Origin of the sequence: Herbaspirillum sp. C7C8 (assembly GCF_022627875.1) — a bacterium.
Classification (GTDB): domain Bacteria; phylum Pseudomonadota; class Gammaproteobacteria; order Burkholderiales; family Burkholderiaceae_D; genus Herbaspirillum.
In genome coordinates, this window is record NZ_JABXGG010000022.1 from 42795 (window position 1) to 57121 (window position 14327).

Below are 14327 nucleotides of genomic sequence, written 5' to 3' on the forward strand. Positions count from 1 at the left end.
CAGCAAGGCATAACGACACATAACAACGCCAATCCCGCAAGACAAACGACAACGGAGGAGACCCCATGAAAACCCAGGAAGTGAGCCAGATCATCGATGGCGCGCGTTTCACGCAATTCCACTGGATGGTGATGTGCCTGTGCGCATTGCTGCTGGTGTTCGACGGTTATGACCTGTTCATCTACGGCGCCGTGCTGCCGGTATTGATGAAAGAGTGGACCTTGTCACCCGTGCAGGCAGGTGCATTGGGCAGCTATGCACTGTTCGGCATGATGTTCGGTGCCTTCATCTTCGGCCCCCTGGCCGACCGCATCGGCCGCAAGAAGGGCGTGGCGATCAGCTTCGTGCTCTTCAGCCTTTCCACCTTCGCCAGCGGCTTTGCCAGTTCGCCCAACGAGTTCGGCATCTTCCGCTTCCTGGCCGGGCTGGGTTGCGGCGGTCTGATGCCCAATGCCGTGGCCCTGATGAATGAATACGCCCCCAAGCGCCTGCGCAGCACCCTGGTGGCCATCATGTTCAGCGGCTATTCGCTGGGTGGCGTGTTGTGTGCGGGCCTGGGCATCTGGATGCTGCCCCGCTTCGGCTGGCAATCGATGTTCTTCGCTGCGGCCGTGCCGCTGGTGCTGCTGCCGCTGATCCTGTGGAAGCTGCCTGAATCGGTCGGCTTCCTGCTGCGTGCCGGCAAGCAGGAGCAGGCGCGCGCCATGCTGGCGCAGGTGGCGCCGCACGCCGCGCCTGGTGCCGATGTACAACTGGTGCAAGGGGAGGCCAAGCCCTCTGGCGCACCGATGCTGGAGCTCTTCAAGCAGGACCGCACCGTCGGCACGCTGATGATCTGGATCGCCTTCTTCTGCTGCCTGCTGATGGTCTATGCACTCGGTTCCTGGCTGCCCAAGCTCATGGCCAGCGCCGGTTACAGCCTGGGTTCGTCGCTGTCCTTCCTGCTGGCGCTCAACTTCGGTGGCGTGGTCGGCGCCATCGGCGGCGGCTGGCTGGGTGACCGCTTCACCCTGCCCAAGGTGGTGGTGAGCTTCTTCGCGGTCGGCACCGTCGCCATCGCCCTGCTGGGGTTCAACAGCCCCACGCCGGTGCTGTACCTGCTCATCATCGTGGCGGGCGCGACCACCATCGGTACCCAGATCCTGTTGTATGCCAATACCGCCCAGTTCTATCCGCTGGCGATCCGTTCCACCGGTCTGGGCTGGGCTTCCGGTGTGGGTCGCTCGGGTGCCATCGTCGGCCCCTTGCTGGGGGGCGCACTGATGGCGGCGGCGCTGCCGCTGAGCATGAATTTCCTGGTCTTTGCGATTCCCGGCCTGGTGGCGGCGCTGGCCTTCGGCATCTTCCTGCTGCGCTATCGTCACGGGCAGCGCGCCGTGGCGGCCGAGGCGACATCGACCGTGTCGGCTGCCACGATCTCGCGCAGCGTTTAAGCTAGTCATTCAAGCCGGTTCGGCGCCCCGGAGCATCGCTCCATCGGGCGCCGGACCTTTTCCCTTTTGTACGCTGGTGCGGTTGCCTCTGCAAGGAAGCTTCAATGGTTCAACGACAAGGCTCGCTCACCGCCTGGGTGGCGGGGTTTCTGGCAGTACTGATCTCCTACGCCGGCCCGCTGGTGATCTTCGTGCAGGCCGCCCATGCCGGCCAGGTGCCGCAGGCGCAACTGGTGTCCTGGGTGTGGGGGATTTCCATGGGGGCGGGCGTGAGCGGGTTGCTGCTCAGCTGGTGGTTCAAGATGCCCATCATCACGGCCTGGTCGGCCCCGGGCACGGCGCTCTTGCTGAGTCTGTTTCCCGCCATCGGCATGCCGGAAGTAGTCGGTGCCTACCTGATGGCCGCCGTGATCCTGATCGTCATCGGCGTGACCGGCTACTTTGAAAAAATCCTCGCCGTCATCCCCAAGGGCATCGCCGCCGGCATGATGGCCGGCATCCTGTTCCAGTTCGGGGTGCAGGCCTTTCGCTCCAGCACCAATGCCCCGCTGATGGTCTCGGCCATGCTGGGCGCCTATCTCGCGGGACGCCGCTGGTGGCCGCGCTACGGCATCGTGGTGGTGGCGCTGACCGGTTTTGCGATGGCCTTCGCCAGCGGCAGGACCGAACTCGGCGTGTTGCACCTGGAACTGGCGCGGCCCGTCTTCATCGCCCCGCACTTCAGCGTGGGCGTGTTCTTCAGCCTGACGGTGCCGCTCGTGCTGGTGAGCCTGACCGGCCAGTTCCTGCCGGGCATGGCGGTGCTGCAACTGGCGGGCTACCATCCGCCCACGCGCGCCGTGGTCACCGGGACCGCGCTGGCCTCGCTGGTGACGGCCTGCTTCGGCGGCATCACCATCGTGCTGGCCGCCATCACGGCGGCGCTCTGTACCGGCAAGGATGCCCATCCCGAGCCCGGCAGACGCTACGTGGCCGGCATCGCCAACGGCGTCTTCTATCTCATCGGCGGCACCTTCGCGGCATCCATCGTGACGCTCTTTGCCGCCTTCCCCAAGGAACTGATCGCAGCCCTGGCCGGGCTGGCACTGATCGGCGCCATCGTGTCCAACATCCGCCTGATGAGCGAGGACGGCATCCACGCCGAGCCCGCCGTCATCACCTTCCTCGCTACCGCGTCCGGCATGACCCTGTTCGGACTGGGCGCGGCCTTCTGGGGCGTGGTCATCGGCATGGCTGCGCACTGGCTGATCGGCCGCCCCACACAGAAAAAATGAACACAAGGAGACCCCCGATGAAATCGCCGCATGATGATGTCTTCGATCCGCTGGCCCGCGAGGTGCTGGCCGTGGCGCCGGGCCGCGCGCATGACTTGGCGCGCCTGCGCGTGCTGGCGCAAGTTCACGCCGTGCCGACCGTGACGGTGGTCGGCAAGTACAACCACGGCAAGAGCCGCCTGCTCAACGAGCTGATGGGCCGCGACGTTTTTGCGGTGGCCGACCGGCGCGAGACGGTGACGCTCTCCGAGCACCATCACGCCGAACTGCGCTGGCTGGATGCCCCCGGACTGGACGCCGACGTCGCCCTGCAGGACGACAGTCACGCCCAGGAAGCCACTTGGCTGCAAGCCGATGTGCGCCTGTTCGTGCATGCGGCCAAAGAGGGCGAACTGGATGCGGCCGAACGCCACCTGCTGCAGGCCCTGCGCGAGGATCAGCAGCGCACGCGGCGGCAGACGCTGTTCGTGCTCACGCAGGTGGACCAGATGAGCGACGAAGAGCAACTGGCCAAGGTCAGCGCCGCCATCGTTGCGCAGATGCCGGGACTCGCGCTGCATCCGGTGTCCTCGACGCGGCATCGCAGTGGTGTGGAGGGCGGCAAGTCCCTGCTGCTGCAACGTAGCGGCATCCCTGCACTGCAGGCGCTGCTGCGGGAGGTGGTGGAGCAGGTCCCGGGCGCTCGCCAACATGAACGCAGCTTGCTCTTCACGGAGATCGGCCAGCAGCTGCTGCAGCAGCAGGCTGTGCTGGAGAGCGGGCTGCAGACACTGCGCCAGCGCCAGCAACAACAACGCCAGGATTTTGAACAGGGACTGCAGGCCGTGCTGGAAAAAGTGCATCAGGACCTGCTGCCGGTCGTCGAATTTCAAGGGGACGATCCTGCCCTGGTGCCCGATACCGCCGCCGACGAATTCAAGCTCACCGCAGGCAAGCGTGAACGGGCGCGCATCCATGTCGCTTATTCCCGCGCCTGCATCGCCATTCGTGCGCACCTGATCCAGCATGGCGTGGAAGGTCTGCCGGCCAGTCAGCAGACCTCGGTGGCCAGTCTGGATACGGTGATGGTGGCCGTGCTGGGCATCTCCATCAAATACCGGGCCGACCTGCGCCGCCGTTTCTGCGAACCGGCAGGGCAGGCGCAACTTGCGCAATCCTTCCTGCATTACTACGAACTGTCCGAAGATCGCCAGGCCCTGCAGCAGCAGATCGCCAACAGCCAGTCCGATCTGCACGCGCATGCCCGCGCGCGCCAGGCCCTGGCGCGGCTGCAAGACGGGGAGGGCGCATGAGCCGCGAAGAACAGCGTTTCATCGATGCCATCGGCCGCACCGGCCAGGGCGAGGCCGACCTGCAGCCGCTGCTGGCGGCGCTGCGCGACTGGCTGGCCGCGCTGGGCCAGGCACTGGCGCAAGCGGCGCTGCCCGGCGGCGGCTTGCAGTCTGTCTGCCCCATGGCGCGCCGCATCGCCGCCTTGCAGGAAGACCGGATACGGCAGGCACGCCGCCGTGAAGAACAATGGATTGCGCTCGCCCCCGCACGCGCGCTGGCCCAGCGCTTCGAGGGCAAGCTCATGCTGCTGGTGTTCGGCAAGTTCAATGCCGGTAAAAGCTCGCTATGCAACTTTCTCGCGCAGCGCTTCGGCCAGCGCCACCAGACGGTGCAGTATTTCCATCTGCAAGGCGGGCTATTGGTGGAGAGTGAAGTTCCTTTCCCTGAAGGCGCCACCGAAACCACGGCACGCCTGCAGGGCGTTTGCCTGGGCCAGGGCCTGGTACTGCTCGACACCCCCGGCCTGCACTCGGCCACCGACGAGAATGCGGCGCTGACGCAGCGTTTCCTCGACAGTGCCGATGCCGTACTGTGGCTGACCAGTTCGACTTCGCCAGGACAAGTCCAGGAGCTCGATGAACTGGCGCGCGAACTGCGCCGTGGCAAGCCGCTGCTGCCGGTGCTCACGCGCAGCGACGTGATCGATGAGGATGAGGTGGACGGGCAGATCGTCAAGATCCTGCGCAACAAATCCGACGCCAACCGCGCCGACCAGGAAGCCGACGTGCGCGCCCGCGCTGCCGACAAGCTGCAATCGCTGGGCGTGGCGGTGCATCAGTTGAAGACGCCGGTGTCGGTCTCCGCGCATGTGGCCCGGACCGCCGGTGCCGATGCCCAGGCGATGCAGGGGGCCGGCTTCGAGCGCCTGTATGCGGCGCTCGCCGAGTTGCTGGCGCCTGCCCTGGCCTATCGCGACCGCAAGCCGGCGGAGGTCCTGCTGCATCATCTGCAGGAGGATGTGCTGGCGCCCCTGCAAGCGCAGACTTTGCCCGCGCTGCAGGGCTTGCAGCAGCTGGTGCAGGATGAACTGGATGCACTGCCGGCCCGGCGTGCGCGCATCGTGCAACTGGCCTGGCGCGAGGTGATGCCGGGTCTGCCGGCCCTGCTGGAGCAACATGCCGCCAGCGATGAGGTGGACGCTGTACTGGCCAGCCTGCACGCGCAACTGATGCACGCCTTCGAACGCCACGCACGCGCGGTACTGGACAGCCATGTGCTTCCGGCACCGGTACCGGTGGCATTGGCTCTGCCGGCCGGAAGCGGCTATGAACGCGTGGCCGAGGATCTGCCGCCGTCCTACGAAAAACTGTATGAGGCGATCGGACAAAGTGTACTGGCCGTGCTGGAGGAACTGGCCGATGAAGTGGCCAGCTACTGTACTGCCCGGATGGCCGCACTGTCTGATGCAGTGTCCGTGCAGCGGGCGCTGATCGAAGAGCATGCGCGGCGGCTGGCGCAGCTGGAAGAAGATCTGCGTCAGCCACAGGCCATGGCGGCGCGCTGACGTCGCTGTCTGGCGAGATGGCGGCTCGCCTGGAATCTTTTGGCGTGTTAAGGATCGCTTAATTTTGTCGACCTACAGTAAAGCATCGACGGTCGGCTCAGCATTGGGCTGGCCCCGACGCTGCGCCATGGAGCGGCAGCACTTTCATCCTGAACCACGACAAGGAGCCATCATGGACATCACCAAGATCACCGCCATCAGTGCCATCGTCTTCGGCCTCGCCGGCATGGCTGCGCCATTGACCTACGCCCAGGACATGCAGGGCACGGTCGCCTACATGAACGGCGGCATCGGTGCCGGCGAGCAGGCCAAGCTGCGCGAGGCGGCCAAGGACTACAACCTGCGCCTGCTGTTTTCCGAAGCCAAGGATGGCGCCTACGTCAGCAACGTCAAGCTCGATGTCACCGATCATCACGACAAGAGCGTCTTTCATCTGCCCAGTGCCGGCCCCATGACCAACCTCAAGCTGCCAGCGGGACAGTACCAGGTCACCGCCATCTACAACGGCGTCAAGAAGACCAGCAAGGTCAGCGTGGGTGAAAAGCCCGTCTCCTTGAGCTTCAACTGGGTGCATCAGGATAACTGAGCCCGCCTTCCCCCTTGGCCAGCCTCGGCCACCCCTCAATACCTGCCTGAACGCCGCCACCCTGCGCCATGAGCGCGGTGGCGGTGCTCGCGCCTGGTCGGCGTGGTCATGGTGCGGCAAGGATCCGGAAACGGGGAGGCAAGGCGCCATTGTGCCCAACTTTGGGCCGACACGCGGCCAAGCAAGACCAGGACTATTGATGGAACGCCAACAAGGCAGCAGCTGAAACGCCCGCCATCCCCTCCGCACCCAAAAAATTAATGTTTTACATTTCATAATGTTTCCACCCGGCCAGTTTGGGATATCCTTGCCTGGCAAGGGTTTGCGGGCTTGCGTTGCCGTTTCGGCATACCATGTTTCTTCATTTTGAACTGGTCGCCAGGCCAGCGCACTCCTAGAATCGACCGCATGCAGGGCGGCGGTCACTGGAAGGCCAAGGGGTTGGCACCAGTCTTGCTGGTACGCATCAGGGGGCAAGCCGGACGGTCAGGGAAAGTCCGTCTTTCGGGGCGCCATAGTCAACATGGTTGGGATGGAAAGAAGCATGATCAAGAACATACGTATCGGCTCGCGTCTGGGGGCGGGCTTTGCCGTGGTGCTGGTGTTTTCCATGGTGGTTGCGGCGGTGGGCATCTGGCGCCTCAAGACGGTGGCCTACCAGACGCAGGAGATGATGGATGTGCCGCTGAAGACGGAACGGCTGGTGTCGCAATGGAATACCTTGCTGCTCATCGCCATCCAGCGCACCACCACCGTGGTCAAGAGCCATGATCCCGAGCTTGAAGCCTTCCTGGCCAAGGAAGCCGCCGCCTCCAGCAAGGAGTCCGCGCAAACCTTGAAGAGCGTCGAGCAACTGCTCAACAGCGAGGACGAGAAAAAACTCTTCGCAGCCATCAACGTGGCGCGCAAGCAGTTCCTCACCATCCGCGACCAGATCTATGCGGCCAAGAAGCTGGGCGATGCGGCCAAGGTGGAGGAGCTCTACCAGCAGCAATACGTGGGCATTGCCAACCATACCCAGGCCGCCATGCGCGCCTTGCTGGATTTCGAACGGGCGCGCATCGATGAGATTTCCGCCGACATTGCCCGCGATGCCGCCAGCAGTCAATGGCAGATCTTCGCGCTGGAAGTCGTGATCCTGATCTGCGGTATTGCCTTTGCGCTGCTGCTCACACGCAGCATCACCCGGCCGGTACATGCGGCACTGGCCATCTCGCAACGCGTGGCCGCCGGTGACCTGACCTCGCGCGCCGCCCCCATGGGCCGCGACGAACTGGGCCAGCTGGTAGCTTCGTTGCAAGGCATGAGCGAGCGACTGCATGGTGTGGTCTCCACGGTGCGCCTGGGGGCCGACAGCATCGCCGTGGCCTCGGGGCAGATCGCCAATGGCAACCTGGACCTGTCGGCGCGCACCGAAGAGCAGGCCGGTGCGCTGGAAGAAACGGCCGCCTCCATCGAGCAGCTCACCTCCAGCGTGCGTACCAATTCCGAGAACGCGCATCAGGCCAATGACCTCGTCAAGACCGCTGCGTCCATCGCCGGCCAGGGCGGGCAGGTGATGCAGGAGCTCATCGATACCATGGGCAACATCAATACGTCGTCGCGCAAGATCGTCGACATCATCGGCGTCATCGATGGCATCGCCTTCCAGACCAACATCCTCGCGCTCAATGCCGCCGTGGAAGCGGCGCGTGCAGGCGAACAGGGACGCGGCTTTGCCGTGGTGGCATCCGAAGTGCGCGCGCTGGCGCAGCGTTCGGCCTCGGCCGCCAAGGAGATCAAGCAGTTGATCGATGACTCGGTCTCCAAGGTCGATGCCGGCAGCGGTCTGGTGGAGCGCGCGGGCAAGACCATGCAGGAAGTGGTGGGCAGCGTGCAGGGCGCGCATACCCTGGTGGGCGACATCAGCACCGCCAGCCGCGAACAGGCCGAAGGCATCCACCAGGTCAACCAGGCAGTGGCCCAGATGGATGGCGTGACCCAGCAGAATGCGGCGCTGGTGGAGCAGGCTGCGGCCGCGGCCAAGTCGCTGGAAGACCAGGCGGCGCAACTGAAGCGGGCGGTGGCTTTCTTTGCCTTGCAGGCCGCGTAAGCCAATCGCAGGCAACAGGAAACATCGACGAGGGCCGCAGCATGCTGCGGCCCTTGTCATGCAGGCTCAGGAAAGAGGGTAGAGGGTCGAGGGAAGAGGGAAGATCAGGACAGTTCAGCAGCGATCAGGCCGCCCTGAGAAATTCAGGCCCGAAGTCCATCAGCACATCGCGCACCAGCGTTGCCGTGCTCTGGCAGCCGAGCTTGTCCTTGACGCTGGCGCGATGCACGTCCACCGTCTTGACGCTGATGTTGAGGTCGCGCGCGATGAGCTTGCTGGACTGGCCCATGATGACCTTCTCCAGGATCTCGCGCTCGCGTGCCGTGAGCGTTTTCAGGCGCGCCTTCAGTAGCTGGCGGCGCTCGCGGGCCTGCATGTTGCCGGCCACGTGCTTGAGCGTCATCTGGATGCGTTCGAGCATCTGCTGCGAGTTGTAGGGCTTTTCCAGGAAGTCGACCGCGCCATTGTGCAGGGCGCGCACCGACATGGGGATGTCGCCATGCCCCGAGACGAAGATCACGGGGATGTCGGCCCCGATTTCCTTGAGGCGATCCTGCAGCTGGAAGCCGCTGATCTCGGGCATGCGCACATCCAGAATCAGGCAGGACAGGCTGTTGGCGTCATAGGCCTTGAGAAAGGCCTCGGGACCCTCGAAGCATTCGGTCCGGATATTGACCGAGCTCAGCAGCCAGGCCAGAGAGGTCCGAACGGCCTCGTCATCGTCGACGATGTAGACCACCGGCGGGTTGGTTTCCATCTGCACTCCTCGTCTCGTCAAAATGGAGCCGGCTTGCACCGGCACTATTTCCGACCCTCTCGATGTCTTGATGGACTGGTCGGCACAAATCAAATCCTTGCGCTTTGACTTATGCAAAAAACAGGCCTGAAATTCTTGGGATCAGCGCCACTGTAACACCCTCCTCCTGACGATGGTCTAGGTATTTTTACCTAGATCTTTTGCCGCAATCCCCTGTGGGGCGGGCGTGTGGCCCGGATTGTCTGCACCATGCTCATGCCTTAACCTGCTGTCATCGAGCGCCGTGCTTCATCGGCGTGCATCACAGGGAGATTCCATGCACAGCACCGCCATCCAGAAAGAAAAAACCGCCGCACCCATCGCCCGCGCCGCCCTTGCGCCCGAGCAACTGGAATTTCGCAATGCCATGGCGCATCTGCCGGCGGCGGTGTCCATCATCACCACCGATGGCCAGGGAGGCCGTTGCGGCATCACTGCGTCGGCGGTCTGTTCGGTCACCGATACCCCGCCCACGATCCTGGTCTGCATCAATCGCGGCAGTGCCATGCACGACGTGTTCAAGAAGAATGGTCGCCTGTGCGTGAACGTGCTCTCCGACGAGCTGGAACAACTGGCCATGCACTTCTCCGGTGCCACCAAGGTCCCGATGGAAGAGCGCTTCGGCTGGGATATCTGGGAAGAACCCGGCGAACTGGGGCAGCCGGTGCTGGCCGACGCGCTGGTCAAGCTGCAGGGACGCATCCGCGAGTTCAAGGAGGTGGGCACGCACTCGGTGATGTTCGTGGAGCTGGCCGAGGTCAAGGTCAATGAGAAGAAGGACAGCCTCATCTACTTCAACCGGCTGTTCCACAAGGTCAAGCGTACTGCGCTGTAAATTCTTTACCCGTCATCAAAGATGAATGCCATTCAGCACAATGCTGAATGGCATTCATGCTTTTGCGTCCGGCTATTTGAGAACAGTGTGCGCGCAGAGTGTGCGAAAACCGTTCGGACCAGGACAGACGCCAGTGTGTGCGTCAAAGATCCAGCACCAGCATCCCCGACCTGGCCCGCGAGACACAGGTGCAGATCTGGTCATTGGCCGCCTTTTCCTTCCTGGACAGGCAATTGTCGCGATGATCCGGCTCGCCCTCCAGCAGCGGTACCACGCAGGTGCCGCAGATGCCTTCGCGGCAGGAGGTATCGATGACGATGCCCTCGCGCGCCAGGATATCGACGATGGGAATACCTACCGGAATCTGCACCACCTTGCCCGAGCTGGCCAGCTTGACTTCGAAGGCAGCATCACCACCGACTTCGGCAGAAGTGGCCGGGGCCGCCGGTGCGGCGAAGTGTTCAAGGTGGATCGCCTCTTCGCTGCGGCTGGCCGCTGCGCACTTGACCACCGCTTCCATGAAAGGCGCCGGGCCACAGGTGTAGACGTGGGCTTCCTTGCTGCCGGCTTCCAGGCAAGCCGTGAGGTAGTGCGCCATCTGCGCCGGCATCACCGCATAGTGGAAACGCACCTGCGCGGCGAAGGGGGCATTCTCCAGCAGATCGGCAAAGGCCGCATGCTCGCGTGCCCGCACGAAGTAATGCAGTGTGAAGGGCTTCTGGTCAGCCCAGAGGCGATAGGCCATCGCCAGCAGAGGGGTCACGCCGATGCCTGCACCGAAGAGCAGATGTTCCGGTGCGCTGGTGTCGAGCGCGAAGAGGTTGCGCGGCGTACCCACTTCCAGTTCCATGCCCGGCTTGACGGCATCATGCAAGGCCGCCGAGCCGCCGCGCGAAGCCGCTTCACGCTTGACCGCGATGGTATAGCCGCAGCGATCTTCCAGCGGGCCGCACAGCGAGTATTGGCGCATGATCCCGGTCGGCCCGGTGACGTCGATGTGGGCCCCTGGCTCGTAAGCCGGCAGCGGGGCGCCATCGGCGCGCACCAGGCGGAAGGAACGGATGTCGCCGGTTTCGTCGGTAACGGTGTCTACGATCAGTTTCATGAGGCCAATACTCGTCGGTTCATTTCAATGGCGAATGGGCGCTGCGCGCTCAGAGCAGGAAGCCCAGGGCGTTGAGGCTGTCCATGGAGTTGATCAGGCGGATCACCTTCTGCTCGATCTTCGGACCCTGGGGCGTGAAGCGCAGGCGATGCGTGAGGTTGGCCACGAACATCGTGTGCTGCTGGCGCTTGTAGCCCACCAGCACCTGGGCCGAGGTGATTTCGACCAGCTCCTCCGACAGGTGCACCGGGACGAAGCGCGACACCGTGCGCACGGTCGCCGCCGCATCCACGGCCGACATCGCGTGGCCCGAGGTCAGGCGTTCGATGCGGATCTTGCGCATGTGGGCATTGTCGTAGGCGTAGTTCAGCGTGGCCGCATAGTCGGTGGTCTCGGGATCGATGGGCACCACGTAGTAACCGTCCTCGGTCCACAGGGACTGCCAGGCGGCATAGTCCTTTCGGTCCAATAGTTCAGCTTCCTTCCAGATGAAGGCGATGGCACGCGCCATGGGCGCGGGGATGCCTTGCAGAGTGTCTTGTTGGTTCATATCGATCATTTCTCCATCATCTTTTTCCACATGGCATAGGCTTCGCGCATGCCGGTTTCATCGGTCGAGTGCGACACCTTGTCGCCGTTGTCGTCCACCCATTCGCGGTTCAGGCCGCGATTGACCAGGATGGGCGCATTGCGACCGGCGTAGGAGCCGGTCTGTACGCGTTCCCAGGCTTCGGCGTCATCGGGGCTGCCAAAGCCGAACGGACCCTGGAAGTGTTCGTGGATGCGCAGGCGTTCGCGGTTGGCGATTTCGGGGCCGCCGTCCATGCCCAGGGCCACGTGGCGGATCTGTGTCTCGCCCACCGACACCGGATGCAGCACCCGGAAGAAGGACATCGACATGGCCACATTGGGGAACAGGTTCAGGTTGAAGCCGGCGCCGTGCAGCGAGCGCACGATGCGGCGCACCTGTTCGGGCGGCATGGTCCTGGAGAGTTCTTCGGTGACGTGGGCGAAGCGCTCCTGCAGTTGTTCGCTGCCATCGTCCACATCCAGGTCCACGTGTTCGGGCACCATGATCATGACGCTGTGGCCATTGCCCAGCGAGCGGGTGATGGACTGGTCATCGGTCATGAAGGAGAGCATCTCGGAAGTTTCTTCATCGACCGACGACAGGAAGGTCTTGTGCACCACCGGGAAGTGATAGCCGTCAGTGGTGTTTTCCAGCTGGATCTTCCAGTTGCCCTTGAAGCTGAACTTGTGCTCGCCCTGGACCTTGATGGGGAATCCGGCCCCTTGCTTCATGAACAGGTCGATCCATTTCTTGGCATGGCCGAGAAAGTCCGACAGCGGTTCGATCTCCTGGTTGAAGGAGGCGAAGATCATGCCGTTGTAGCTCTCCGCACGCAGGCTCTGCAGGGGCAGGTCGGCCTTTTCGATGACCTCTTCATAGCCTTCCGGATAGGGCAGGCCGCGCAGCTTGCCATCCAGGCCATAGGACCAGCTGTGATACGGGCAGGTGAAACCGGTGGCATTGCCCTTGTGCTTTTCGCACACGGTGGCGCCACGGTGGCGGCAGCGGTTTTCCAGCACGTTGATCTTGCCGGTCTTGTCGCGTACTACGATGACCGGCTGACGGCCGATCTGGGCAGTCTTGAAGTCGCCCGGGTTCCTGATCTCGCTTTCATGGGCGACCCAGATCCAGGTCTTGTAGAAGATCTTGTCCATCTCCGCTTCGAAGATGGCCGGATCGGTGTAGAGCGAAGGATCCACCACCGCATCCTGTACCAGATCGGCATAGGAGGAATCGGTCTTGCGCGGGTGGAAGCGTAGCGGTGCATTCATGGCTTTCTCCAGTGGCTTGCAGTCGTTGTCAGTGTTGATCTTGGCGAGCTGATGTGATCGGTGATGCTCATGCCTGCTGGCTGAGCACGCGCTCCAGGTGCAGGCCGAGCGCGCAGATGCGTTCGTCATCGCCCTTGCGGCCCACCAGTTGCAGCCCGGCCTTGAGCGGGCTGCCGGCGATGGGCACCGGAATGCTCAGGGCCGGATGGCCGGACAGGTTGAAGGGCCGCACCAGCGAAGACAGCATCAGCACCGAGGCGCCCTGGCCGATCGCCGCCAGCGTCGGCGGCAGGGCCGGCAGCGTCGGCAGCAGCAGCGCATCGGCGTCAGCCAGTGCAGCATCGACTTCGGCGCTGAAGGCGGCGCGCACGGCTTCGGCCTGGGCCACGGCTTCATCGGTGGTGGTGGCTGCCGCCGAGAGGCGTTTCTCGATATCCGCCCCCAGCTTGCCCAGGCCCAGCAGATGACCGAAGGCATCATGGGTCTCGCGGTTGATGAGGGTCATGCCGGCTTCAAAGGCGGCGTGCATGTGGTGCGGGGTCCAGGCAGCGCCTTGCCAGCCGCTGGCGGCGAAGGCGGTGGCGACGGCCTCTGCGATCTCGGGATCGGCCTGTACCGTCACCAGTTTTACGCCGGCCTGTGCTACCGCTGCGGTAGCGGCAGCGCGGTCGAAACCGGGGGCGATGCTGGCCATGGCGCTGATGATGAGGTCCATGCTGCGCGCAAACGGGCCCACGCAATCCAGACTGCTCACCGTCGGATACGCCCCGGCGCGGCTGACGCGTCCAAAGGTCGGCTTCAATCCGATCACGCCGCAGCAGGCTGCGGGCAGGCGGATCGAGCCGCCGGTATCGCTGCCGATGGACATATCCACCAGCCCCGCGCCCACGGCCGAGGCCGAGCCGCTGGAGGAGCCACCGGTCATGCGGCTTGCGTCCTGTGGATTGACGGCGGTGCCGTTCCAGTCATTGATGCCGGTCATGCCATAGGCCAGTTCGTGCATGTTGGCGCGGGCGGTGATTTGCCAGCCGGCCTCCAGCAACTTGCGGACCACATCGGCGTGGGCCGTGGCCGGTGGTGCGTCGGCCAGCGCGGCGCTGCCGCCGCAGGTGGGTTGGCCGGCGATGTCGATGCAATCCTTGATGGCCACCGTCGGGCCGCTGCCCCCCAGGTGGAAGCGCGAGAGCAGGGCGTTGCCGGTGCCGGGGACGGTGCGCGGGGTGGCGTTGCTCATCCTGCGGCTCCCAGGCAGACGATGCGGGCCTGTTCTTGCAGGGTGGACTGCTCGCGGCGCTTGCGGGCCGAAACAGGGGCTGACACTGTCGTCTGCCGGGGAGAGGAAGACATGGGCTGAGGGTTCATGGCGCTGCCGTTCAAATGGGGGCGTACAGGCTGGCAATCCACGCGGGAAGCGGGATGCAGGCGGGTTCCTTGGCTGATATGAAGCATTCTAAAAGTCGCCTTAAAATAGATCAAATTGATGTAAAATATTTTTCACATAAGCGGCATGGATAGTGATGACCGCTTT

General features: G+C 63.8%; 12 protein-coding genes. 7 read left to right on the forward strand and 5 right to left on the reverse strand.

Annotated elements, in window-relative coordinates; translation table 11 throughout:
- Positions 1-65 precede the first annotated feature (65 nt).
- The 6 genes from HWE01_RS20320 (at position 66) to HWE01_RS20345 (ending at position 8221) form a co-directional block, all read left to right on the forward strand.
- Positions 66-1433 (forward strand): MFS transporter, encoded by a 1368-nt coding sequence (locus HWE01_RS20320; RefSeq protein ID WP_008326697.1) that lies wholly within the window; start codon positions 66-68, stop codon positions 1431-1433.
- A 104-nt stretch (positions 1434-1537) separates the two neighbouring features.
- The gene (locus HWE01_RS20325; RefSeq protein ID WP_241822705.1) at positions 1538-2707 is read left to right on the forward strand and encodes a benzoate/H(+) symporter BenE family transporter; all 1170 of its coding nucleotides are present in this window, start codon (positions 1538-1540) and stop codon (positions 2705-2707) included.
- Between the two features lie 17 nt (positions 2708-2724).
- Positions 2725-3999: a GTPase gene (locus HWE01_RS20330; protein WP_241822706.1), complete on the forward strand. Its 1275-nt coding sequence runs from the start codon at positions 2725-2727 to the stop codon at positions 3997-3999.
- Positions 3996-5543, forward strand: coding sequence for a dynamin family protein (locus HWE01_RS20335; protein WP_241822707.1), 1548 nt, complete (start codon positions 3996-3998; stop codon positions 5541-5543). The genes HWE01_RS20330 and HWE01_RS20335 overlap by 4 nt, the downstream gene beginning before the upstream one ends.
- Positions 5544-5715: 172 nt before the next feature.
- A complete protein-coding gene (locus HWE01_RS20340) occupies positions 5716-6129 on the forward strand; it encodes a hypothetical protein (protein WP_008326701.1) in 414 nt (137 codons plus the stop codon).
- 544 nt (positions 6130-6673) lie between these two features.
- Entirely contained in the window at positions 6674-8221 is a 1548-nt protein-coding gene (locus HWE01_RS20345) for a methyl-accepting chemotaxis protein (RefSeq protein WP_008326706.1), read from the forward strand.
- Positions 8222-8345: 124 nt separating this feature from the next.
- On the opposite strand, the gene HWE01_RS20350 is transcribed toward HWE01_RS20345, so the two are convergent.
- Positions 8346-8978, reverse strand: coding sequence for a response regulator transcription factor (locus tag HWE01_RS20350; RefSeq protein WP_008326707.1), 633 nt, complete (start codon positions 8976-8978; stop codon positions 8346-8348).
- Positions 8979-9294: 316 nt separating this feature from the next.
- Between HWE01_RS20350 and hpaC the strand changes: the two genes are divergently transcribed.
- A complete protein-coding gene (gene hpaC, locus HWE01_RS20355) occupies positions 9295-9852 on the forward strand; it encodes a 4-hydroxyphenylacetate 3-monooxygenase, reductase component (RefSeq protein WP_241822708.1) in 558 nt (185 codons plus the stop codon).
- 142 nt (positions 9853-9994) lie between these two features.
- Here the strand turns inward: hpaC and HWE01_RS20360 are convergent, their stop codons facing one another.
- The 4 genes from HWE01_RS20360 to HWE01_RS20375 all read right to left on the reverse strand — a co-directional run bounded on the left by HWE01_RS20360 (position 9995) and on the right by HWE01_RS20375 (position 14033).
- The gene (locus HWE01_RS20360; RefSeq protein ID WP_241822709.1) at positions 9995-10957 is read right to left on the reverse strand and encodes a PDR/VanB family oxidoreductase; all 963 of its coding nucleotides are present in this window, start codon (positions 10955-10957) and stop codon (positions 9995-9997) included.
- Positions 10958-11006: 49 nt separating this feature from the next.
- Positions 11007-11507, reverse strand: coding sequence for an aromatic-ring-hydroxylating dioxygenase subunit beta (locus tag HWE01_RS20365; protein ID WP_034349976.1), 501 nt, complete (start codon positions 11505-11507; stop codon positions 11007-11009).
- Between the two features lie 5 nt (positions 11508-11512).
- A complete protein-coding gene (locus HWE01_RS20370; RefSeq protein ID WP_175344070.1) occupies positions 11513-12799 on the reverse strand; it encodes an aromatic ring-hydroxylating oxygenase subunit alpha in 1287 nt (428 codons plus the stop codon).
- A 67-nt stretch (positions 12800-12866) separates the two neighbouring features.
- Positions 12867-14033, reverse strand: coding sequence for an amidase family protein (locus tag HWE01_RS20375; protein ID WP_241822710.1), 1167 nt, complete (start codon positions 14031-14033; stop codon positions 12867-12869).
- Between the last annotated feature and the right edge of the window lie 294 nt (positions 14034-14327).